Source organism: Exiguobacterium sp. KKBO11 (genome assembly GCF_001644945.1).
In the GTDB taxonomy this organism is placed as follows: domain Bacteria; phylum Bacillota; class Bacilli; order Exiguobacteriales; family Exiguobacteriaceae; genus Exiguobacterium_A; species Exiguobacterium_A abrahamii.
This window is the reverse complement of record NZ_LUCU01000033.1, coordinates 273,135-294,051: the sequence shown is the minus strand read 5'-3', so window position 1 is coordinate 294,051 and position 20,917 is coordinate 273,135. Positions and strand designations below refer to the sequence as shown.

Annotated in this window: 25 protein-coding genes and 1 riboswitch; of the genes, 7 read left to right on the top strand and 18 right to left on the bottom strand. The window is 49.7% G+C overall.

From position 1 onward, the window contains the following. Window positions 1-78: 78 nt before the first annotated feature. The 3 genes from AYO36_RS12505 to AYO36_RS12495 all read right to left on the bottom strand — a co-directional run bounded on the left by AYO36_RS12505 (window position 79) and on the right by AYO36_RS12495 (window position 1,594). Window positions 79-822 (bottom strand): general stress protein, encoded by a 744-nt coding sequence (locus tag AYO36_RS12505; protein WP_064300616.1) that lies wholly within the window; start codon window positions 820-822, stop codon window positions 79-81. A gap of 128 nt (window positions 823-950) precedes the next feature. After that, window positions 951-1,268, bottom strand: coding sequence for a DMT family transporter (locus tag AYO36_RS12500; RefSeq protein WP_023467016.1), 318 nt, complete (start codon window positions 1,266-1,268; stop codon window positions 951-953). After that, on the bottom strand, window positions 1,265-1,594 hold the full coding sequence (locus tag AYO36_RS12495; protein WP_064300615.1) for a DMT family transporter: 330 nt from the start codon (window positions 1,592-1,594) through the stop codon (window positions 1,265-1,267). The genes AYO36_RS12500 and AYO36_RS12495 overlap by 4 nt, the downstream gene beginning before the upstream one ends. Before the next feature lie 269 nt (window positions 1,595-1,863). On the opposite strand from AYO36_RS12495, the gene AYO36_RS12490 reads away from it, so the two are divergent. Both AYO36_RS12490 and AYO36_RS12485 read left to right on the top strand, forming a co-directional pair. Further along, window positions 1,864-2,418, top strand: coding sequence for a GNAT family N-acetyltransferase (locus AYO36_RS12490; RefSeq protein ID WP_023467014.1), 555 nt, complete (start codon window positions 1,864-1,866; stop codon window positions 2,416-2,418). 141 nt (window positions 2,419-2,559) lie between these two features. Further along, the gene (locus tag AYO36_RS12485; protein ID WP_231884712.1) at window positions 2,560-4,914 is read left to right on the top strand and encodes a C40 family peptidase; all 2,355 of its coding nucleotides are present in this window, start codon (window positions 2,560-2,562) and stop codon (window positions 4,912-4,914) included. Window positions 4,915-4,972: 58 nt separating this feature from the next. Here the strand turns inward: AYO36_RS12485 and AYO36_RS12480 are convergent, their stop codons facing one another. Beyond that, a complete protein-coding gene (locus tag AYO36_RS12480; protein ID WP_029340705.1) occupies window positions 4,973-5,266 on the bottom strand; it encodes a putative quinol monooxygenase in 294 nt (97 codons plus the stop codon). Between the two features lie 77 nt (window positions 5,267-5,343). Between AYO36_RS12480 and AYO36_RS12475 the strand changes: the two genes are divergently transcribed. The 4 genes from AYO36_RS12475 to AYO36_RS12460 all read left to right on the top strand — a co-directional run bounded on the left by AYO36_RS12475 (window position 5,344) and on the right by AYO36_RS12460 (window position 9,377). Continuing rightward, the gene (locus tag AYO36_RS12475; protein WP_064300614.1) at window positions 5,344-6,522 is read left to right on the top strand and encodes a M20 metallopeptidase family protein; all 1,179 of its coding nucleotides are present in this window, start codon (window positions 5,344-5,346) and stop codon (window positions 6,520-6,522) included. A 62-nt stretch (window positions 6,523-6,584) separates the two neighbouring features. Continuing rightward, window positions 6,585-6,688: riboswitch (SAM riboswitch) on the top strand. A gap of 94 nt (window positions 6,689-6,782) precedes the next feature. Next, the gene (gene msrA / locus AYO36_RS12470; protein WP_023467010.1) at window positions 6,783-7,313 is read left to right on the top strand and encodes a peptide-methionine (S)-S-oxide reductase MsrA; all 531 of its coding nucleotides are present in this window, start codon (window positions 6,783-6,785) and stop codon (window positions 7,311-7,313) included. Between the two features lie 229 nt (window positions 7,314-7,542). Then, the gene (locus AYO36_RS12465) at window positions 7,543-8,142 is read left to right on the top strand and encodes a winged helix-turn-helix domain-containing protein (protein WP_064300613.1); all 600 of its coding nucleotides are present in this window, start codon (window positions 7,543-7,545) and stop codon (window positions 8,140-8,142) included. Window positions 8,143-8,156: 14 nt separating this feature from the next. Then, a complete protein-coding gene (locus AYO36_RS12460; RefSeq protein ID WP_064300612.1) occupies window positions 8,157-9,377 on the top strand; it encodes an MFS transporter in 1,221 nt (406 codons plus the stop codon). 53 nt (window positions 9,378-9,430) lie between these two features. On the opposite strand, the gene AYO36_RS12455 is transcribed toward AYO36_RS12460, so the two are convergent. From AYO36_RS12455 to AYO36_RS12440, 4 genes are all read right to left on the bottom strand, one after another. Continuing rightward, window positions 9,431-9,913: a DMT family transporter gene (locus AYO36_RS12455; RefSeq protein WP_064300611.1), complete on the bottom strand. Its 483-nt coding sequence runs from the start codon at window positions 9,911-9,913 to the stop codon at window positions 9,431-9,433. 12 nt (window positions 9,914-9,925) lie between these two features. Beyond that, window positions 9,926-10,594 carry a Crp/Fnr family transcriptional regulator gene (locus tag AYO36_RS12450; RefSeq protein WP_023467006.1) on the bottom strand — a complete coding sequence of 223 codons (669 nt, stop codon included), beginning with the start codon at window positions 10,592-10,594 and terminating at the stop codon, window positions 9,926-9,928. Between the two features lie 15 nt (window positions 10,595-10,609). Continuing rightward, window positions 10,610-11,038 carry a DMT family transporter gene (locus tag AYO36_RS12445; protein WP_050678968.1) on the bottom strand — a complete coding sequence of 143 codons (429 nt, stop codon included), beginning with the start codon at window positions 11,036-11,038 and terminating at the stop codon, window positions 10,610-10,612. 137 nt (window positions 11,039-11,175) lie between these two features. Further along, complete coding sequence (locus AYO36_RS12440; protein ID WP_064300610.1) at window positions 11,176-12,114, bottom strand: NAD(P)H-dependent flavin oxidoreductase; 939 nt, start codon at window positions 12,112-12,114, stop codon at window positions 11,176-11,178. A gap of 91 nt (window positions 12,115-12,205) precedes the next feature. Here AYO36_RS12440 and AYO36_RS12435 point away from each other — a divergent pair, with 91 nt between their 5' ends. Then, window positions 12,206-12,745 carry a gamma carbonic anhydrase family protein gene (locus AYO36_RS12435; RefSeq protein ID WP_064300609.1) on the top strand — a complete coding sequence of 180 codons (540 nt, stop codon included), beginning with the start codon at window positions 12,206-12,208 and terminating at the stop codon, window positions 12,743-12,745. A 56-nt stretch (window positions 12,746-12,801) separates the two neighbouring features. On the opposite strand, the gene paaX is transcribed toward AYO36_RS12435, so the two are convergent. The 10 genes from paaX to paaB form a co-directional block, all read right to left on the bottom strand. After that, the gene (gene paaX, locus AYO36_RS12430) at window positions 12,802-13,686 is read right to left on the bottom strand and encodes a phenylacetic acid degradation operon negative regulatory protein PaaX (protein WP_023467002.1); all 885 of its coding nucleotides are present in this window, start codon (window positions 13,684-13,686) and stop codon (window positions 12,802-12,804) included. Window positions 13,687-13,759: 73 nt separating this feature from the next. Beyond that, window positions 13,760-14,527 (bottom strand): enoyl-CoA hydratase-related protein, encoded by a 768-nt coding sequence (locus tag AYO36_RS12425; protein WP_064300608.1) that lies wholly within the window; start codon window positions 14,525-14,527, stop codon window positions 13,760-13,762. Continuing rightward, window positions 14,524-15,732: an acetyl-CoA C-acyltransferase gene (locus AYO36_RS12420; RefSeq protein ID WP_064300607.1), complete on the bottom strand. Its 1,209-nt coding sequence runs from the start codon at window positions 15,730-15,732 to the stop codon at window positions 14,524-14,526. Before AYO36_RS12420 ends, AYO36_RS12425 begins: the two co-directional genes overlap by 4 nt. Further along, complete coding sequence (locus AYO36_RS12415; protein ID WP_064300606.1) at window positions 15,729-16,595, bottom strand: 3-hydroxyacyl-CoA dehydrogenase; 867 nt, start codon at window positions 16,593-16,595, stop codon at window positions 15,729-15,731. The genes AYO36_RS12420 and AYO36_RS12415 overlap by 4 nt, the downstream gene beginning before the upstream one ends. Before the next feature lie 74 nt (window positions 16,596-16,669). Continuing rightward, entirely contained in the window at window positions 16,670-18,178 is a 1,509-nt protein-coding gene (locus AYO36_RS12410) for an aldehyde dehydrogenase family protein (RefSeq protein ID WP_023466998.1), read from the bottom strand. Window positions 18,179-18,183: 5 nt separating this feature from the next. Beyond that, window positions 18,184-18,963 carry an enoyl-CoA hydratase/isomerase family protein gene (locus AYO36_RS12405; RefSeq protein ID WP_064300605.1) on the bottom strand — a complete coding sequence of 260 codons (780 nt, stop codon included), beginning with the start codon at window positions 18,961-18,963 and terminating at the stop codon, window positions 18,184-18,186. After that, a complete protein-coding gene (locus AYO36_RS12400) occupies window positions 18,941-19,264 on the bottom strand; it encodes an EthD family reductase (RefSeq protein WP_023466996.1) in 324 nt (107 codons plus the stop codon). Before AYO36_RS12400 ends, AYO36_RS12405 begins: the two co-directional genes overlap by 23 nt. Before the next feature lie 15 nt (window positions 19,265-19,279). Further along, the gene (gene paaD / locus AYO36_RS12395; RefSeq protein ID WP_035399031.1) at window positions 19,280-19,774 is read right to left on the bottom strand and encodes a 1,2-phenylacetyl-CoA epoxidase subunit PaaD; all 495 of its coding nucleotides are present in this window, start codon (window positions 19,772-19,774) and stop codon (window positions 19,280-19,282) included. 14 nt (window positions 19,775-19,788) lie between these two features. Further along, window positions 19,789-20,574 (bottom strand): 1,2-phenylacetyl-CoA epoxidase subunit PaaC, encoded by a 786-nt coding sequence (gene paaC / locus AYO36_RS12390; RefSeq protein WP_023466993.1) that lies wholly within the window; start codon window positions 20,572-20,574, stop codon window positions 19,789-19,791. Beyond that, window positions 20,571-20,915, bottom strand: a complete 345-nt coding sequence (gene paaB / locus AYO36_RS12385) for a 1,2-phenylacetyl-CoA epoxidase subunit PaaB (protein WP_023466991.1) — start codon at window positions 20,913-20,915, stop codon at window positions 20,571-20,573. Before paaB ends, paaC begins: the two co-directional genes overlap by 4 nt. Between the last annotated feature and the right edge of the window lie 2 nt (window positions 20,916-20,917).

Here is a 20,917-nt window from a genome sequence, read left to right as displayed (position 1 = left end):
AAGAAGGTACCTTTCGGAATTGATCCGGAAAGTACCTTCTTTGATGATGACCCTGATGCGTGATTCTAATCTATTATTTTAGCGGTCTAAATTATTTCCATGGTCTTGCTTGGCGATGTCATCTGATTGATGTTTCGATTGACGATGTTCTTCGCCGTCTTGCGTTGCATCATGTTCTTTTTCCTCGCGTTCTGTTTCCGGACGTCGGAAATCATCATCCCGACGCATCGCGATGTCTGGTTCCCGGTTCCCGTCGAGTTTTTTTGAATGATCGATTGCCTGCTCGTCTTGCGGCATCTTATCCGTACCGGCACGATGCAAATCAATCTCTGCATGCTCTTCCTTCGAATCTTTATCAATATCAAGCGGATTACCGGAGCCGAGCTGTGCATTGGAATTCGCATCTGATGACGTATGCGTCTCTTCGCCGCTACCATAACGAACCTTTACATCAGGATGCGTATTGTCTGTATTTAAATGTGGATCGAACTGGATGTCTTGGACTTCAAGCAACAGAACGAAGCCCCCACCTTCGACTTCCGTTTTGCGTTGTTCGATTTCATTGTCTGATAGATCAAGTGACCCGAACAGATCATCGACTTCTTGATCGCGTCCTTTGTTCCCACGAATCCGATCAATCCAAGACGGTTTTGTCGTCGCGATTTCTGCGTCCATCTGGCTACGGACGAGTGCGATGTTCGACTTCTCCTTGACGATGACATAGAAGTCTTCCTCCCGGTGTCCCTGAATGTGTAACTCATCCATTTTTGAGATCAATTCTTCCTCTGAATAAAACGTTCCGATATATTGTTTTGTTTTCATGGATGTTCTCCCCTTATTAACACGATTTGTCATGCGTGACTTCTATAAGGAGTATTTCCTCTTTTGCGTTAAAATATGCCAAAAAACATGCGTTCCATAAAAACGTCATCTGTTTGACATGTAAACGATCATTCGCCGACGAGTTTCAGACCAATCGTCGCACTTAAGACGAGACCGATACAAACCAATCGCTTCCAGTCTTTTGACTCGTTATAGAGCACCATGCTGAGAATCGCACCGCCCGCTGCTCCGATTCCCGTCCAAACCGCGTACGCTGTTCCCATCGGTAAACCATTCATCGCAAGTGTCAAAAATAGAAAACTGAGCCCGAATCCTGTTCCCATCAACAGTAGATTCTTCGCATTCTTATTTTGATTAAACGTATTGATTAAGACGACACCAAACATCTCAAAGATTCCGGCAATGATTAAATAAATCCAACTCATGCTGATTTCTCCTCTCCACTGACTAATTTCAGACCGATGACGCCGACGAGTAAGACAGCAATCAATGCTAATTTCATCACGGAAGCGGCTTGATCGAACAAGACGATATCCGTCACGACCGTTCCTGCTGTTCCGAGGCCGACGAAAACAGCATAGACCGTTCCGACTGGTAAATGGTTACTCGCTTTAATTAGCACGGTAAAGCTAACGATGATACAGACGATCGTTGCAGCCCACTCAAGTGGCATTGCCGCATGTTTTAATCCAATGACCCAGCCCACTTCAAAACACGCTGCGACGATGATGCCAATCCAATACTTTGCCATAGTAATTACCTCCTGATAGGTAAATTCAAATGAAAAAGCCCGGGAGCAAGCGAGACGATTCGCTTTACTCCCGGGCTTTTATCCCTCCGTTGCATGGACAAACGTCCATGTTCCTCCCTCGGTCCAGCCGTACGGAACCCTAGAGGATACTCCCTATTCCATTCGATACAACCACCCTAGCACGCCCTTTTTCCCATGTCAAAAAGGAATCCGTTCCCCATCTGTCAAATAGAATCAAAGTGACTTCATCTGAAAGAGGAGGATGCTGCATGCGGTATAAAATCAATGATCAACTTCGGATTCGTCGTTTTACACCAGAAGATGTAGAAGCGGTTCACGCCTATGCCTCACAACCCATCGTCAGTCAATTCCAGTCATGGGGACCGAATACCGAAACAGATACGAAACAATTCCTACACGATGCGCTTGAAAGTGAACTCGAGACACCAAGACGTCGTTATGTCTTTGCCGTGACGTTTCCAAGTGACGTCGTCATCGGTGCTGGTGAACTCGTCATCACAGACGTTGAGAATAAAATCGCCGAAATCGGATACGTCCTCTCGCCTGACGAATGGGGGAACGGATATGCGACGTCGATTGCTTCTTTCCTTCTCCAATTCGGTTTCGAAAAATTAGAACTACACCGCATCACGGCAACGTGTGACCCGCGAAACGTCGCTTCTGAACGTGTCTTGCAAAAAGTCGGCATGACGAAGGAAGGACAGCTTCGCGAGACGGTTTATCTCGAAGACCACTGGCGCGATTCCTTGATTTACGGCATGCTCGACTGGGAATGGCAAGTGGATCACGAAGAAGATAACTAACATATGACTTCAAACGGTGTGCCGAGGCATACCGTTTTTTTATGGATAATCTTCTATTTTTTTGATTTTTATCAATTTTTAAACAAGCGCATGCTACACTATTCATAATGACAAATTTTAAGAATTGGAGTGAACCTCTTGATGAAAAAATGGACTGCTCATGTTGCTGGACTTGCCGCAACGTTAATGTTGAGCTCGGTTTTACCCGCACCCGCTTTCGCTGAATCGCCACCTGTTCAACCAACGGCAGAAACACAAACAGTCACCGAGACGATCGGAACGGCTTATTTGAAAGAGGATGCTGCGTTGCTACAAACGGCTGATTCCGCAACGGTCATCCAACAACTACCAGCAGGAACGACATTCAAGACACTTGGCACGGACGGTGACTTTACCCGTGTCAGTTGGCAAGAAGGCGCTGCTTATGTCGCAACAAACGCGTTAACGCAAACAGCACCTGTCTTTCAAAAACAAGCAACACTGACGTCGAAAAGTCCACTCTCATTAGTTGCTTCACCATTTGATTCCACCGTCGTGACGACACTTCCCGCCTATCAGCGAATCGATACATACGGCACTTTCGACACGTTCACACGTCTGAAATGGAACGAGCAATACGTCTACGTATCTACGACACAACTCGAGCAACTTCCGAAATTAGTTGGAACGCGTTATGCCAAACGAGCGACTTCTCTTTTCGTTGAACCGAAGACGACGAGCGCGAAGTCAGCTGTCACTCAAAATCAAGCATTCGAAACGTTCGGTACGACGGGTACTTTTACACGCGTGGCCACTAAAACGGGTTACGCCTTCGTATTGACGGCTGATTTAGCTGATGCGCCGGTCGTGAACCATCCGGAAACCGGGCTACGTTACGTCCAACAGCAGACGACGGTCTATGCTACTGCGACTACGAAAGGAAAAGTCGTACAATCGCTTCCTGTGAATACTTCGCTTCAGACGTACGGCGTCGAGGGGTCATTTACACGAATCAAACGAAACGACGAGTATGCCTATGTGCTGACGGCACATCTCGGTACGTTGAAATACTATCCGAAGACTGCACGCCTCTATGTTCAGCGCGCTACGCCAATCTATTCAGACGCCAAATCTTCAAGTCCTGTCTTGAAGCAACACCAAACGAATACGCTGCTGACGGTGTATGGCACAAGCGGTACCTATAGCCGGATCATCTTCCGTGGAGTTCATGCTTACGTCAAGACAGCTGATCTCGGTACTGGAAAAGTCTATGCATCAACCGGGACACGATACGCGAAACGCAACTTGTCCGTCTACACGTCTGCTTCGACGAAGAGCAAAATTATGTATTCCGTCAAACGAGCTGACAAACTAACGGTTTACGGCACAAGCGGTAGTTACACACGCTTGAAAAAAGGATCGGTCTACGGCTACGTCAAGACGACGGATCTCGTGACGAAAAAGCCGGATCTGTATGACGTCACTGGTCAACGCTATGTGACGGAAGACGATGTCGTCATTCGTTCGCAGGCAAAACTTTCGAGCAAAAAAATCGGCACACTAAAAAAAGGTACCTCGATTTCGATCTACGGAAAAAGCGGTTATTATACACGCGTCAAATATAAAAATGCCTTTGGTTTCGTCGATTCGAGTCGTATCGGACTGAACAAGCCGACGGCAAAAGCAAAAAAAGGCACGACATTTTATGTCCACCTGGACCAGACGCCACTCTTCTCTGCCGACGTTGCTTACAGTCGCCCAGCTGCCTATTTGAAGAAAGGAACAAAATTGATTGGTCTGAAATCGATTGATGATGACTTTTGGCAAGTTCGCCTGGCAAATGGTCAAACCGGTTATGTCCTCAACCCTTATATCAGCACGAGCAAACCCGATATGGGACTGACACAAAAAGCGATCGACCGGGCGAAAATCTATACGGTCAAACAGACGACGTCGTTCTTTGCGAGTCCGACAAGTCCAAAAGGCAACGGACTCGTTGAACAAGGCAAACGGGTTTATCCGCGTCATCGAGTCGGAAACTTCTATGTCATCCAGTCAGGCTGGACACCTGTTTATCTTCCTGTATCCGCTGTGACGATCACGTCCGATAAACGGGTCGTCAAAAAGAACAATACGCGTGGTGAAAAGCTGATCCAAGCAGCAGTCCAACATATCGGCACACCATACACATGGGGTTCGCAAGATGCCGTGAATGGTGGTTTTGACTGTTCCGGTTTAATTCACTACGCGACGAACAAGGCTGGAAAATACGGTGGTCGGACGAATGTTCGTGGCTACTGGTACGGTGCTTTCTTTACGAATCGCCGGACGAGTATCTCGAGTGGTAAACGCTCGGATATCGTCTTCTTCCAGAACACCTACACGGATGGTCCATCGCATATCGGAATCATGCTCGATAGCGAACACTTCATCCATGCGGGCGGTTCACAGCTCCAAATCAATTCGATTTATGAACCGCGTTGGCAAGAGCATTTCCTCGGATTTAAATCGATGTAAGACAAAAAAAGACGAAGCCGTCGAATTCGACGGCTTCGTCTCTTCTTATCGCAACACGTCAGAATGTCATCTCGACGTATTTCGTTACTTGTCGATCCATCAAGTATAACTCGATCTGTTCACGGTATGCTTTATAATGATCGGATGCGATATGCGCTTCAAGCGCCTCTTCGTCCCGATACACTTCGTACAGCATGAATTGATGCTCATCCTCGATCGATTGGTGCAAGGAATAACGTAAGCATCCTTCTTCTTTTTGTGAGGCATGATAGACCGTTTGTAGAATCGGGAAAACTTGATCCGCGAGTCCTGCTTTGATTGTAAGTACAGCGTTGACGACGATTTCTCCCATGTTTCATTATCCCCTTTCGTGATTACCTGTATCTGTACCCATTTTCACGAAAAGACACACGTCAAAGGAGCTTGAAGATGCAAACTCAACTTTTTGAAGCACTTGAACAATTTGAACCCACGATGATCGCGTTACGTCGTGATTTCCACCGGCATCCAGAACTGTCCTTCCAAGAAGTCCGCACACCAGAACGAATTGCAAACTTTTACGCGGAGCAGGGCATCCCTTATCAAACAGCCGTTGGAGGTCGTGGGGTCGTCGCGACGATCGAAGGCAAACAGCCTGGTCCGACGATTGCTGTCCGCGCAGATTTTGACGCATTACCACTTCAGGAAGAGACAACGCTTGCTTTCCGGTCGATCCATCCTGGTATCATGCATGCTTGCGGGCATGATGGTCACACGGCAATGGTGATGGCCCTGGCTGCTACGCTCTATCCGTTACGTGATCAATTGCAAGGAACGATTCGAATCATTCACCAGCATGGTGAAGAGGTCTTTCCCGGTGGAGCGATTCAAATGATTGAAGCCGGTGTCCTCGAAGGTGTCGATGCGATTTTTGCGACACATCTCGAAAATGATTTACCGGTTGGTACGATTGGGTTTCGGGAAGGACATACATTATGTGCGATCGACGAATTCGAAATCATCGTCCACGGTCAAGGCGGGCATGCCCAAGCACCACATAAAACAAAAGATGCGCTCGTCGCTGGAGCGCAGCTCGTCTGCAACTTACAGCATCTCGTCAGTCGACGGGTCGATCCGTTTGAGCCTGCTGTTCTTGCAATTGGTTCTTTCCATGCGGGAACGGCTCCGAACATCGTCACGGGTGAAGCACGCATCGTCGGTGAAATTCGGACGTTCAATGAGACATTGCGGCATCAGCTCCGGCAAGAAGTCGATCTTGTCGCCAAAACGACATGTGCCGGCATCGGTGCTACCTATTCAATCGACTTCACGACTGGTTATCCAGCACTCTGGAATCATCCGGACGAGACAAAACTTGTTCAGGAAGCCGCTTCTTTCTTACCGGAAGCATCCGTCCGGGCACTCACACCAATGATGGCTGCGGATGACTTCGCGCATTATCTAACACATGTCCCGGGAAGTTATTTCTTTACTGGCTCCGGATATACGGACGGTCGCGTCAACTATCCACAGCATCATCCGCAGTACGAAATCAACGAACAGGCGTTGTTGATTGGTGCGAAGACACTCGGAGAGACGGTTTTACGTGCCTTGAAACCTAAGGATTGACTTTATTTCTGTGTGAATGGTATCATCACAACAATGATAACGAATGACATCAACTTCATATACCCTTATCAAGAGTGGACCGAGAGATCTGGATCGATGACGTCCCAGCAACCTGCGCATAGCAAGGTGCTACGACCAGCAAAGCGAAAGCTTTGGTTGATAAAAAGCGGCGACTCCTTTTGCAACCAAGCGAAGGAGTCGTTTTCGTTTTCTCGCTGTCAGACATACAATGGGGATTTCCCACGGAGAGGAAGAGACAGATGGAAAAAGCAACATTTGCAGGTGGATGTTTTTGGTGCATGGTGACACCGTTTGAAGAATTACCAGGAATCGAGGGAATCGTATCAGGTTACATGGGCGGACACGTCGACAATCCGACATACGAGCAAGTCAAAACAGGAACGACGGGACATCTCGAAGTCGTACAAATCACGTTTGATCCGAGCCTGTTCCCGTACGAGCGTCTGCTCGAACTCTACTGGCCACAAACGGATCCAACGGATGCAGAAGGTCAATTCCAAGATCGCGGCACGCAGTACGCACCAGCGATCTTCTATCATACGGATGCGCAGCATGAAGCAGCAATCGCTTCCCGTGACGCTCTTGCTGCAAGCAATCGTTTCAAACAACCGATCGTGACGCGGATCGATGCCGCTTCTGAATTTTATCCGGCGGAAGAGTACCATCAAGACTTCCATAAGAAAAATCCAGAACACTATAAAAAAGATCGTGCTGCTTCTGGTCGCGATGCTTTCATCGAGCAGGAATGGAAAGATACGACGACGGTCTAATCACTTCGAACCATATACAGTAGCTGAAACTGATTTCAAACATCTCGTTCTTACCCTACTTTCAGTAAAAAGTGGAGGATGATCGAGATGTCGTGGAATCAGTTTTTTTGTATGCAAAAAAATGATGTCTTCTTTACCAACACCCTTACATAAATTTGTAATCGTTTACAAAAGAAGCCTTTTGTTTTACGGTTAATAAAAATTAACCGGTTAAAAAGGAGATCATTGCATGGAACAAAAAGCGATTCACATGTTAGAGAACTATGAACAGTTAAAAGTGATCAGTGATCCGTTACGAACAAAAATCCTCATGTTTCTCGTCGAAAAACCACACACGGTACATCAGTTAGCCCACTTGCTGACGTTATCCCGCGCGAAGGTCCTCTATCACGTACGGGAACTTGAAAAGCATGACTTGATTCGTCTCGTCCGGACGGAAGAACAGGGCGGCAATCTATTGAAATACTATCAAGCGATTGCTCGAGGATACATTCCTGCCGATCATCTACTGAACTTCGTCGAGACGAATGAAGCGACCCGGCAGTCGTATCTTGAGGTACTAGACCGGGCAAAGACACGCGTTCTTACGGCTCCGACAGCTACTTTTTCTCCTTCATCTTCGAACATCGAGGACTGGATGAGCTTATCACTTCAAAAGGAACTGGCGATGTCTGAAGCCGATTTTCGGCAGTTTGCTACAAAATATCGTGCTCTATTGGACGAGTTCACACGGTCCCCTTCACTAGACAAAAAAGATAAAAAACACTTCTATATCATGACGACTGCCTTTGCAATTGATGAACCACTGTTTGAGAACGACGACGTCTAAACCGGAGGTGCCACATGCTGCCTGTTGAAATCGATACGCAACAATCGCTGTTTAAAAATCGATCTTTTTTATTTTTATGGGGGTCCGGTATGTGCTCTGCCCTCTCCCTATCAGCCTATCTGTTTGTTGAACAATGGTATGTCATCCATACGCTAAACCAGGCGTCCTATCTTGGATTCGTCCTCATGGCCACCTTGTTACCCCGTATTTTTCTCATGTTGTTCGGTGGCGTCTTATCCGATCGCTATAAACGTTCGACGATCATGCGCATCTCGAGCGCTTTACGGATCAGTTTCATTCTCTGTCTTCTCGCATTACTTCATACCGATCAGCTTACATTGCTGACGATTTTAGTATTCGCCTTGCTATTCGGTAGTGTGGATGCATTCTTTTCGCCGGCGAATGCTTCCTTACTGCCTACGCTCGTTCCGAAAGAACAACTCACTAAAGCCAATTCACTGATTCAGACATCTAATCAAATCGCTCTCTTTTCAGGTCCGATTCTTGGTGGAGTCATCCTCAGCTATTCCTCTTACTCGTACGTCTTTCTCATGATTTTCGGGGCACTCTGCATGACGCTCCTTTTCACGTATGGTATTCGTGAATCTAAGATCAAGCGATTGCTTCAGCATTCAGCTCTCTTTGAACTAAAAGAAGGGCTGCATTACGTTTTTCACTTTCAGCAACTCAAGCAGACACTTTTTCTTGTCATCTGTGTCAATTTCTTTTTCTTTGGACCACTCTTACTCGGAATCCCCTTACTCGTTCATGATGTGCTCCAAGGAGATGCGATGGATTTAAGTTATATGCAAGGTGCTTATCAAATGGGAATGCTCGGAGGGGCGCTCTGGAGTGGTTTTACGCAAACGAAAGTAAATGGGCTTACCTCATCGGTCCGATTAATTGGCGCCTTAGGTCTGCTTCTCTTCCTGCTTAGTCAAGCGCAGCAGATCTTGTTGTACCTGATCATCCTGTTATCACTTGGTGTCCTTTCTTCGATCATCAATATTCGCTTCATTACGTTCATCCAGTCTCAGTGTGCGGAACAGACGATGGGACGTGTCATGAGTGTCGTGAATGCCGCGTCAAACGGTCTCGTTCCATTATCTTATGCGCTTCTCTCTTTTCTACTGTCGTTTCATGTTTCAATCACGACGATCATGTTGTACTGTGGTCTTCTTATCCTTGTCCTCTCACTCTACTTCAGAAAACGCATGATCCAGGTCGAAAACTAATCAAAAAAAGACAGTGGAATGGAATGCCACCGTCCTCGTTCTGTATTCGGTTATTACGAAACACGTTCTATCTGATCCTTTGCCTGTTGTTCCGGCGCCACGACTTGATACCGCTTCAAAACGAAGATCCCACATACCATGACGGCGAGACCGACGAGCTGACCGAATGATAAATCAATTTGTGGTAAACCGAACCAGCCGAACGTATCAACAGCAAGAGCAAAGCTTAACTGCGAAATCAGAACGACAGAGATCGCGACGGACGGACCAAGTAACTGAATCCCACGCATGACACAAAAAACGACGCCGACACCGACAAGTCCACCAAACCAATAGAGTGGCGATACGTTTTGAATCTGTCCGATTGTTCCACCACGAAACAGAACATACGTGACACTTGCTCCGACGAACCCGACGAAGAAGACGAGCGTCGTCGTCGCCCAAGCGCCAAACGCGTCACTCATCCGAGCATTCAATACCGTCTGTAAACTGATCAACATCCCTGCCAATACGGCACACACGATGCCTATTATCATGTTCGTTCCTCCTTACTCATAGCTGTTGCCGTTCGCCTTCTCGCGAATCCGCTCCAGATCAACGATGATGATTTTCCCGCGTCGTCGAACGAGAATCTCTTCTTCACATAATTTCGTGATGATCCGGTTGAGATGGCGATAACTCGTTCCAAGCCAGTCGGCGACGTCATGCAGGTTCGACGTCCGCATCTCCTGATAAAATAAACTGTCACTGGCTTCAGAAGCGATCGACAACAAATACCCTGCAAATCGCTCTTCAACTGTATACAACACATGATGCGACGCTGATTTCGAGTCGGCATACCACTTCGCTGTGATCGTGCGTAATAGGAATTGCAGAAAGACGTTCGTTGTATTGTGCTCGCGTAAAATCGCATACGGTACGCTCAACACCTCGACATCGGTCACTGCTTCGACCGTATTCAGCACTTCCCGTTCATTGATGAACTCAGCGTCACCGATCACCGTCAGTGGTGTCTTGAATCGTAGAATCCGTTGTTTCCCTTCTGACGAGGCAGCAGATATCTTAACTTTGCCTGCGACGATGAAGTACATCCGGTCGATCGCTGCCCCTGTCGTACAGAGGAGTTCCCCTTTTTGGAAGGTTTCTTGACGCAACCAAGCGCGCGTCTCTTCCGTCAAAATCGTATCCAGTCCGTACTGTTGAATGACGGTTTCCATGTTTATTCCCTCCCTTTAGGCAAGTGAGAAAATCGCAACTCCTGCAAGCATGAGACCCACACCAACCCACTGACCACGATTTCCTTGTTTTTTTAAGACACCGAACCATCCCTTTAAATCAATCACAAAAGCACATAAAATCTGTGCGACGAGTAATAAACACATCGCCCATGTCATCCCGAGTGTTTGGATTGCTGTCAGTTCCGTTACGACGACTAGCACGCCAATCAAACCGCCGCTTGCATAAATCCACGGTAACTGACGGAAGCCACCGATTTTCCGATCTCGTACGAAACTGTAAATGACTAAACAACCCATCAGACCCACAAAGTGGACGATCAATACGGACAACCACGGTCCGACGCCTGTCGCAAGGCGCGCATTGAATATGCCTTGCAGGGCGATGAACAGACCGCTCATCAAAGCAAACACGACTCCTTGCACGTCATCTCCTCCTTTAATCTCTACACTAGAGTAGACCTTACTCGTGCCCTACTTGAAAAGGACAAATGTCCCATTTTCAAAAAAACATGAAAAAACCCGCTGTCCACAAGTGGCATCACGGGTCCCTCACTATATACTCATGTCGTAAAACGAGTCGTCGTTTGTTTCAGCTGTTCCTCTGCTTCCACCATCATGCGCGTAAACAACTCCGCAACAGTCGGCACATCATGAATCAATCCCGCAACCAGTCCAGCGTTGACATACCCTTTCTCCTCATCGCCCTCAAGAGCGCCCGTAATATGATACGACTCATTCGTCTGATCGAGAAAAGCAGCAGGTGTCTCTGCTGTGAGTCGTTCGACGTAAGGACCATCAAGGACACGCCGGACGAATCCGACGGAACGTCCGATGATGCGTGTATCGGTATCGGTCGCATCCATTAAGTGCGCCTTGTATGCCGAATGAACCTTCGCCTCTTCCGTCGCAATCAATCGTGTTCCGAGCTGGGCGCCAGCCGCACCAAGTAACAGAACAGCTGCCAGTCCACGCCCGTCACCAATCCCACCTGCTGCAAGGACCGGAATGTTGACCCGATCGACGAGTTGCGGAATCAAGGTCAGCGTCGTCAGCTCGAGCGGTGAATTGATGCCTGCCGCTTCAACTCCCTCCGCTACGAGTACATCTGCCCCTGCCTGTTCTGCCTTTAACGCCTGTTTGACTGAAGCGACAACCGCGATCGTTTTGATGCCGGCAGCTTGAAGTCGCGCTATGTACGGTGCTGGATTTCCTGCCGACAAGGAGACGACCGGAATCTTTTCTGCAATCGCGAGATCAATCAGTGCTTCCGTATAAGGAGACACCCGAATCGCGATGTTCAAAGCAAATGGTTGATCCGTCAGCATTCGTGTCTCGTGAATCCGCGACGACACTTCATCGACCGACAATGTCCCGCACCCGAGCGTTCCGAGTCCCCCGGCATTCGACACCGCTGCCGTGAGCGACGCATGACTAATGTTACCCATTCCTCCTTGGATCAAAGGATATCGAATTTTAAAGAGCTCACAAATCGGAAACATATCTTTCCTCCGTTCTCGACTTCACTCACATGCTATACTGACATGGAATGAATAGTAGTTCATCTTATTATAGAAACGAGGTCATTCTGTTATGAAGATTCCGTATCAATCGATTCATCCGAACGTTGCCTCCGATGTATTCATCGCTCCTGGTGCTTATCTGATCGGAGACGTCACGATCGGTTCCGAGTCTACCGTCTGGTTCAACGCTGTCTTACGCGGTGACGAAGGACCGATTACAATTGGGAAACGATGCAGTATCCAGGACAACGCGACGATTCATCTCTATGAAGGGGCACCCGTCGTCATTGAAGATGAAGTAACGGTCGGACATAACGCAATTTTACACGGTTGCAAAATCGGACGTCGTTCGATCGTCGGAATGGGTGCGACCGTTCTTGATCACGCAGAGATTGGTGAAGAATGCATCATCGGGGCGAATACGCTAATTCCATCGGGAAAAGTTTTCCCACCCCGTTCGCTGATCATCGGCTCACCCGGTAAAGTCGTGCGTGAACTAACAGAAGCAGATCTTGCGATGATTCAGGAGTCGATTGATTCTTATGTCGATAAAGGATATGCCTTCCGAAACATTCTCGCAGAATCTGCTGAACAGAATAGATCTGAATGACACGAATGCGGGGCGGATCAACTGATCCGTCCCGCTCTTTTCATTCGAATAAATGCTCACCGCTCTGCAAACAGCGGATGTTCCGCCGCGTCGTACGAGGCACTGCGTTGGGATACATCATGCGTCTCTTCAAAGATCGATTCGAAGAACCGACTCGCTGGTTGTGCGAGCAATCGGTAATATTGCTCGAACAAGAGTGCCGCATGATGTCCGCTCCATGCATCTGGTAACAATTCTTGCGGTAATCCGGGATCCGTGAATAGAAACTTCCGGTATTCATGTACGAGCATCGTCCGTTCGACGAAACACTGTTCATCCGTCATTTCTCCGAGTTGGAGCTGACTCTGATGGACGATGTATTGCCGGCTGTAATCCGTGATGAACGTCTCGTAACGCTCCTGCAATTCCTCCAGCGGAAACGCACGCTCGACAAGGGATTGATCCTGCTTCGGACCGTGGTATTCACCGACGAAGAAATCGACATACTCTTCGATCTCATACGACGCGATCAATCGTTCCGCCTCTTTTTCAAGCGGGTTCGGTGAAATCCAAACCCCGTTCGATAAGTTGCCAAACCCACTCCACGTCAGCTCTTTGCGGAGCTCATCGCGAATCTGGCGTTTATCCTCCGGAATCGTGTACATCAGCGTCCGCCATTTCCCGTCCCAGTCGTGCGGTGTTGATCTGTAGATCCGACGTGCGGCCTCCTCCATCCGTTCCACCCCACGTGGTGTCAATGAATAGAAGCTTTTATTTCCTTGTTTCTCGGAGACGAGCCAGCCTTGTTTAACCATCCGGGATACCGCGACCCGAACGGCTTGTTCGTTATGTCCGAACTCTTTGACGAGTCGAATTAAACTCCCGACCCAAATTTGATTGCCGTAATGGCGAATGTAATCGCCGTAAATCGTAAAGATCATCGATTGGGTGTTCGCACTCATGGTATTCACTCTCTCTTCAGTCGTTCATAGTTTGTATCGTTAGTATACGGGTTATTTCAAACGTCGACCATCCTCATCTTCCTTCAAAGCGTGGTGGTCGTTTTTCAGCGAAGGCTTGTAGCGCTTCCTGACGATCAGCCGTCGGAATGACGACTTCATAGGCTTCCGTTTCGAGCTGTAGTCCTTCTTCGAGTGAGACATCCCGCCCTTGATCAATCGCTCGTTTCGCTTGGCGCAAGGCGATTGGTCCGTTCTGTAACATCTGATTAGCAAACTCAAGACACGTCGTCATCAACGCTTCCCGGGCAACGACGGCTGTCGCGAGTCCGTACCGTTCTGCTGTCATCGCATCGATTTTTTTCGCCGTGAAGATCAATTCCTTCGCTCGTGTCTCCCCAATCAGTCGTGGCAATCGTTGTGTTCCACCGGCTCCTGGAATGATCCCGAAGCTGGTCTCCGTCAAGCCGACGAGTGCATCCTCGACGAGAAAACGGAAATCACAGGCAAGGATCCACTCGAACCCACCGCCGAGCGCGTGACCGTTGACGGCTGCGATCGTTGGTTGCGGCAATTGTGCGATCGACATGAAGACGTTGCGGATCGCAAGGACATTGCGCCGGACTTCTTCTTCGTTTAAATGCACGCGTTCTTTTAAATCGGCACCAGCACTAAATGCTTTCCCCGTTCCCGTAAACAGGACGACCCGCGCTTCCGGGTCGACCGATAACGCATCGACCTGTTCCTGCAAGGCAACAAGCGTCGGATAATCGAGACAGTTCAAACGTTCCGGACGATCAATCCGGACGATCGCAATATAGCCTTCTCGTTCTAAGTGAATCATACGAGTCCCTCCCGATCGACGACAAGTGCGATCCCTTGTCCGACTCCGACACACATCGTCGCGAGACCATACGTCCGGTTCGTCCGGCGCATCTCATGCAATAATGTCGTCAAAATCCGCGCCCCACTTGCACCGAGTGGATGACCGAAGGCGATCGCACCGCCGTTGACATTGACTTTTTCGCTTGGTAAACCAAGTGCTTCGATACAGGCAAGACTTTGAGCCGCAAAAGCTTCGTTCAACTCAATCTGATCGAGCTGTTCGACCGTCAACCCTGCCCGTCGGAGGACTTTTTCCGTCGCGTCAATCGGTCCGATTCCCATAATGGCAGGTTCAACCCCAGCCGTCGCACTCGCCCGGTAATACCCGAGCGGCGTCAAACCGAGTTCGTTTGCTTTTTCTTCACTCATCAATAACAACGCCGACGCACCGTCGTTGACACCAGATGCATTCCCCGCCGTCACGGTACCACTTGGGAATAACGGACGAAGTGTCGCCAGTTTCTCACGTGTCGTCTCAGGACGAGGATGTTCATCGCGGTCGAAGACGCTGACGTTACCTTTCCGGTCCGTCTGCGTGACCGCAACCAATTCCTCCGTGAAGCGCTCTGCCTCGATGGCTCGTTTCGCGCGTTGTTGGCTTTCGAACGCAAAGTCGTCCTGCGCTTCGCGCGAGATTCCGTACTGACGGGCGACGTTCTCGGCTGTCTCCGGCATCGAATCCGTTCCGTATTGATCTGCTAAACGATCATTGACGAACCGCCAACCAATCGTCGTATCGTACATTGTCTGATTGCCACGTGGATTGGCCTGATCCGGCTTCGCGAGAACGAACGGCGCACGCGTCATGCTTTCCGTCCCACCAGCGATATAGATTTCGCCTTCACCTAAGGCAATTCCCCGCGCCGCCGCGATGACGGAGTCGAGTCCTGATCCACATAAGCGATTGATCGTCGTACCGGCGACTTCGACCGGTAGACCAGCTAGTAGTCCAGACATCCGCGCAACGTTGCGATTGTCTTCTCCCGCCTGATTCGCATTGCCAAAAATGACTTCCTCGATCGTCTTCGGATCGACTTGTGGATTACGCTCAAGCAACGCTTCGATGACGCGTGCTCCTAAGTCATCTGGACGAACCTGACGCAACGCGCCGTTATAGCGACCGATCGGTGTCCGAACGGCATCGATGATGGCGACCCGTTTCATGATGTCACCTCGCGATTCGTATAATCATAGACACCACGACCGGTTTTACGACCGAGTCGACCCGCTTTGACATACTGTTCGAGCAGTGGTGCCGGACGGTATTTTTCGCCGAGCTTCTCATGCAGATACTTTAAGTTGTGGAGCCGAGTATCAAGTCCGACCAAGTCCCCGAGTTCGAATGGTCCCATCGGGTAGTTTAAGCCGAGTTTGATCGCTTTATCGATCTCTTCTGGTGTCCCGAGTCCTTCTTGTAACATGTAGAACGCTTCGTTTCCGACGAGCGCACTGATCCGCGAAGTCACGAACCCAGGAAACTCACGGATGACGACCGTTTCCTTCTGCATCTGACGCGCTACCTGCTCAAGAGCTGCGACCGTCTCATCCGATGTCTCAAGACCACGAACGAGCTCGATCAGTGGCATCAGATGTACCGGATTGAAGAAATGCATCGCCATGACCCGGTCCGCCCGGTTCGTAAAGGAGGCGATCTCCGTCGGACTCATCGTCGACGTGTTCGTTGCGAAATAACAGTCCGGACGTGCATTCGCTTCTAGCGTTTCAAAGACTTGCTGTTTGATGCTGAGTTGTTCCGGTACTGCTTCAATGACGAGATCCGCTTGTTGTGCCGCCTCAGCTAGGTCGGTCGACAGACTCAGCCGATCGAACAGTCCCTCGACCTCACTTGCGGACATCTTCCCTCGCGTGATTCCTTTCTCTGCGATGCGTTCGAGTTCTCGATAGGCACTTTCGACATAAGCTTCTTTTATATCAACGAGTGTCACCTGAAATCCGCGGTGTGCGGCAACATAAGCGATGCCACGTCCCATGACGCCGGATCCGACGACGACGATTTGTTCTACCATCTGAATTCCCCCTTATCCCCTGTGCTGTTAAAAAAGGCTGGACTTCCCGACGGAACTCCAGCCTTCCCTCTTGCTTATAGTCCGAACGGATTGAGTGGACGACTGCCGTAATACGACAAGATACTTTTTGTTTCTGTGTACAGGTCAAGCGTCTCGATACAAAGTTCTCGACCGAAGCCCGATTGTTTATAGCCACCAAACGGTGTGCCCGGGAAGGCAGAGAACGGACAGTTGACCATGACGATGCCGGCTTTGATTTGATTCGCGACACGTGTCGCTTTCGCGCCATCTTTCGTCCAAACAGCTGAGCCGAGTCCAAACGATGTATCGTTTGCTAGACGAACTGCTTCTTTTTCATCTTTGAACGGCATGACGACGACGACCGGTCCGAAGATTTCTTCATTGACCGCTTTCATCTCGTGCGTGACGTCGGTAATGATCGTCGGTGCGTACCAGAATCCTTTTTCGTATCCTTCTGGTGCTGAAGCATGACCTCCTGTGACGATCGTTGCGCCGTCCGCTTTCGCCGACTGGACATATCCATCGATGACGTCGACCTGCTGTTGGTCGATGATCGCTCCAACGTGTGTCCCTTTATCGAATGGGTTACCGAGGACGAGTTGTTTTGTCTTCGCGACGAATTGTTCCATGAACGCTTCGTAGATCTCTTCGTGGACATACAGGCGCGAGCGCGCTTCACACGATTGACCACTGTTATAGAAGATTCCGAACAACGAACCATCAACGGCTGCTGTCACGTCCGCATCTTCAAAGACGATGTTCGGTGATTTCCCACCGAGTTCGAGCGTGACCCGTTTTAGCGTCTCGGACGCACGTCCCATGATGTCTTTACCGACTGGCGTCGAGCCCGTGAAGGCGACTTTATCGACGTGAGGATGCTCGACGAGATGGTTGCCGATCTCGCGTCCGGATCCCGGGATGACGTTGACGACACCTGCTGGTACACCAGCTTCTAGACAAATCTCACCGAGAATGATCGCTGTCAATGGTGTCAATGTCGCTGGTTTGACGACGACCGAGCAACCGACGGCGATTGCTGGTGCGACTTTCCAAGCTGCCATCATTAACGGATAGTTCCACGGAATGATTTGTGCACAGACACCGACCGCTTCTTTTTCCGTGTAGTTATGGAATTGTCCCGGTACGTTATTGACGACACCACGGTGACCGACGATCGCACCCGCATAGAACTCAAAGTCTTCAATCGCTTGCGTGACTTGTCCTTGCGCCGCTGCCAGTGATTTCCCTGTATCAAGAATCTCCAGTTCGACGATTTCGTTGAAGCGGGAACGCATGATGCTCGCAATCTTATTCAAGATTTGTGCCCGACGCCCGACCGGCCACATCTTCCACTTCCCGTGATCAAACGCATCGCGCGCGGCTTGAACGGCGCGATCGGCGTCTTCCTTCGATGCTTTTGCAACTTCCGCGATCACTTCGCCCGTTGCCGGATTGTATGTTTTGAACGTCTCGCCTGTTGCACCCTCGACTTGTTCGCCGTTGATGAGCAAATGATAGACGGACCGTTTCATTTCAAGTGTTTTTTCATGTACTGTCGACATTGTATTCACTCCTGTTCCTGTTGATTGAAAATCGGTGATCGTTTTTCGAGAAATGCTTGCATGCCTTCTGTTTGATCGGCTGTCGCGAACAAGAGATAGAAGTTACGGCGTTCGTGCTCCATCCCATCCTGTAACGATAAATCGACGGCTTTGTTTGCTGCGTCCTTGATCAGTCGCAACGCCATGCTCGGTTGATTCGATAACCGCTCTGCCATCGCCAGCACCGTCGCTTCGACATCAGCCGTCACCCGGTTGATGATACCGAGTCGTTCCGCTTCCTCTGCCTTCATCCGGTCTCCGGTGAAGAGCCACTCGAGCGCTCGCGTCCGACCGATGCATTTCGTCAAGCGCTGCGTCCCGCCTGTTCCTGGCATGACGCCGAGTCCGACTTCCGGGAATCCGAACTGTGTCTCGGGATCGGCGTAGATTAAATCACAAGCGAGTGCCAGTTCAAAGCCTCCGCCAAGGACGAAACCGTGGACACCCGCGATGATCGGCTTTTTGATTCGACTGATCCGGTCCCAGTCTGCGAACGGATCGAGGAGTTCCATCGAGATCGGTGTCGCCTCGAGCATCTCCTCGATATCGGCGCCCGCTGAGAACGATTTTCCGTTTCCGGTCAAGACGATGACCGTCACCCGTTCGTCTCGGTCGAATGTCTCCATCGCCTCGACGATTTCCCGGACCATCGTCCGGTTCAGCGCATTGTATCGTGCCGTTCGGTCGAGTCGAATCCGACCGATCCGATCAACCATTTCCGTCTTAACGTACTGTTGTGTCGGCATGGACATCTTCACCAATCATCAATGTGACGAGATCCCCCGCAAAGCTCATCAAGTCTTTCCCGGACGCTTTTCCTTCGAGCGAACGCATGCCTGCTTGCATCGCTTCCTGACTTTCATAGACCATCTCGCACATCAAGTAATATTTTCCGTCTCCGCCCATCGGTGACCCAACAATTTTCGTGACGTTCATTTCTTGCAGTCCTGGAATTTTTGCTGTCAATGGACCATGGACCTCAAAGTAATGCTGATCGAATGCTTCCTTGTTTTCCGGATGTTTGTACAGTGCGATTAATTTTGCCATATTGATTACCTTCCTTCACATGAGAGTAGAGACGGGTTTCATCGCCTCGAATGGATTTTTACACGATTTACAGTAGAGAATACTTCGACAAGCGGTCGGTCCGAATAAGTTTTCCATCGTCACGTACGTCGATCCACAGTACGGACAGTCAATCTCCCACTTCCCTTGCTCGAACCGAGGGGGAGCGATCCCGAATTCCTTCAATCCTTGCATGCCTTGTTCCGTGATCCGGTCCGATGTCCACGGTGGATCAAATCGGAACTGGACGTCGACCTGTTCGACGTTCGGAATCACCTGCAAGGCAGATTCGGTATTTTTTTTGATGATTTCAAGCGCCGGACAACCGAGGAACGTCGGGAGAAGCGTGACGCGCACCAGGTAACCATGCTCCGTCGCTTCCGCGTCCATCGTCTCGACCATGCCAAGATCTAAAATACTGACGCTATCAATTTCCGGATCCTTCACCCCATTCAGGGCTTCCCGGATTGCATCCTGGAGTGTCGTCGTCATGCTTCCCTCTCCTTTCACCACGTCGCCGTCTGATCGATCAAGTAGACTTCTCCGAGTGTCGCAAGCGCGTCGTTCAAATCTTCCGTGTGATCGCCGTCCCGCCCGTTACGCGTCATCTGCATTTCCGGAAGCGTCACGTTCAATTCGACGAGTAACGGTGTGATCGTCTGATACCAACGATCGAGTAAAATGCCTTGCCCTTCGATCAACCGCATCTCTTCGATCAATTGACCGTGTTCGCCATAATCGAACATGTCACCGAAGTCATAGAGGACTTTTTCTAGGGCTGCATCCATCTTCTGCCGCGCCGTCTCCGTCGATTGATAAAGCTGGGTAAACCACGTTTGCCAGTGCAGCAAATGATAGTACAACTCCATGTTGATCTTGACGGCAGCCGTAGCGAGTGGCTCGTAACTGCTCGACTTCAAAGCATCAATCCGGATCTTTTTCGCGACCGTGTAGCAATAGTTCCGTACGACGGCGAATGCCCAGTCATATTCAGGCTTCTCCATGTAGTAGCCAGGTCCGTTGACACGTTCGACGAGGATCGAATTCTTCCGTTCATGCGCTAGTCGGACATGAGCTAATGCATCAGCATTTCCTTCGCCGAGTTCTTCGAGGAGTTGGTAATACATCGCCGCGTGTCCCATTGAATCTTGCGCAATCGAAGACGAAGCGACGTCCTCTTCGATATGCGGTGCGAGTCCGAGCCATTCCGAACCACGATACGCGTAAAGGAAATCATCATCCGCGAGTTGATAGAGTAAGGAGGCGAGTGCCGTCCGTTCTTGTTCCGTCATTTGGAATCGCCTCCTTGCCAAGACATGATCTCTTTTTCATCGAGCATCTGTTGCTCGTAATGACGCCATTTTTTCTTCAAGTAGCCGTACCCTTTCGTCGTCCGGTAGTCCTTATTATCAAGGCGTTGTAACATCTGCTTCTCATCGGGTGATAAACCACGGATATCTTCGCGTTTGACGACCCAGATGTCGACGACCGGTTCCCGGCGCATGAAGTTTTCTTGCGCCATCAACAGTGCCATCTCCTTGTTCGGAGCGAGCAAGCTGAATTGATGGGTAAACGCCGCGTTCGGCGTTCGTTTGCTAAAGACTTCGAATTCGTGATAAAACGTCTCGTTCATCG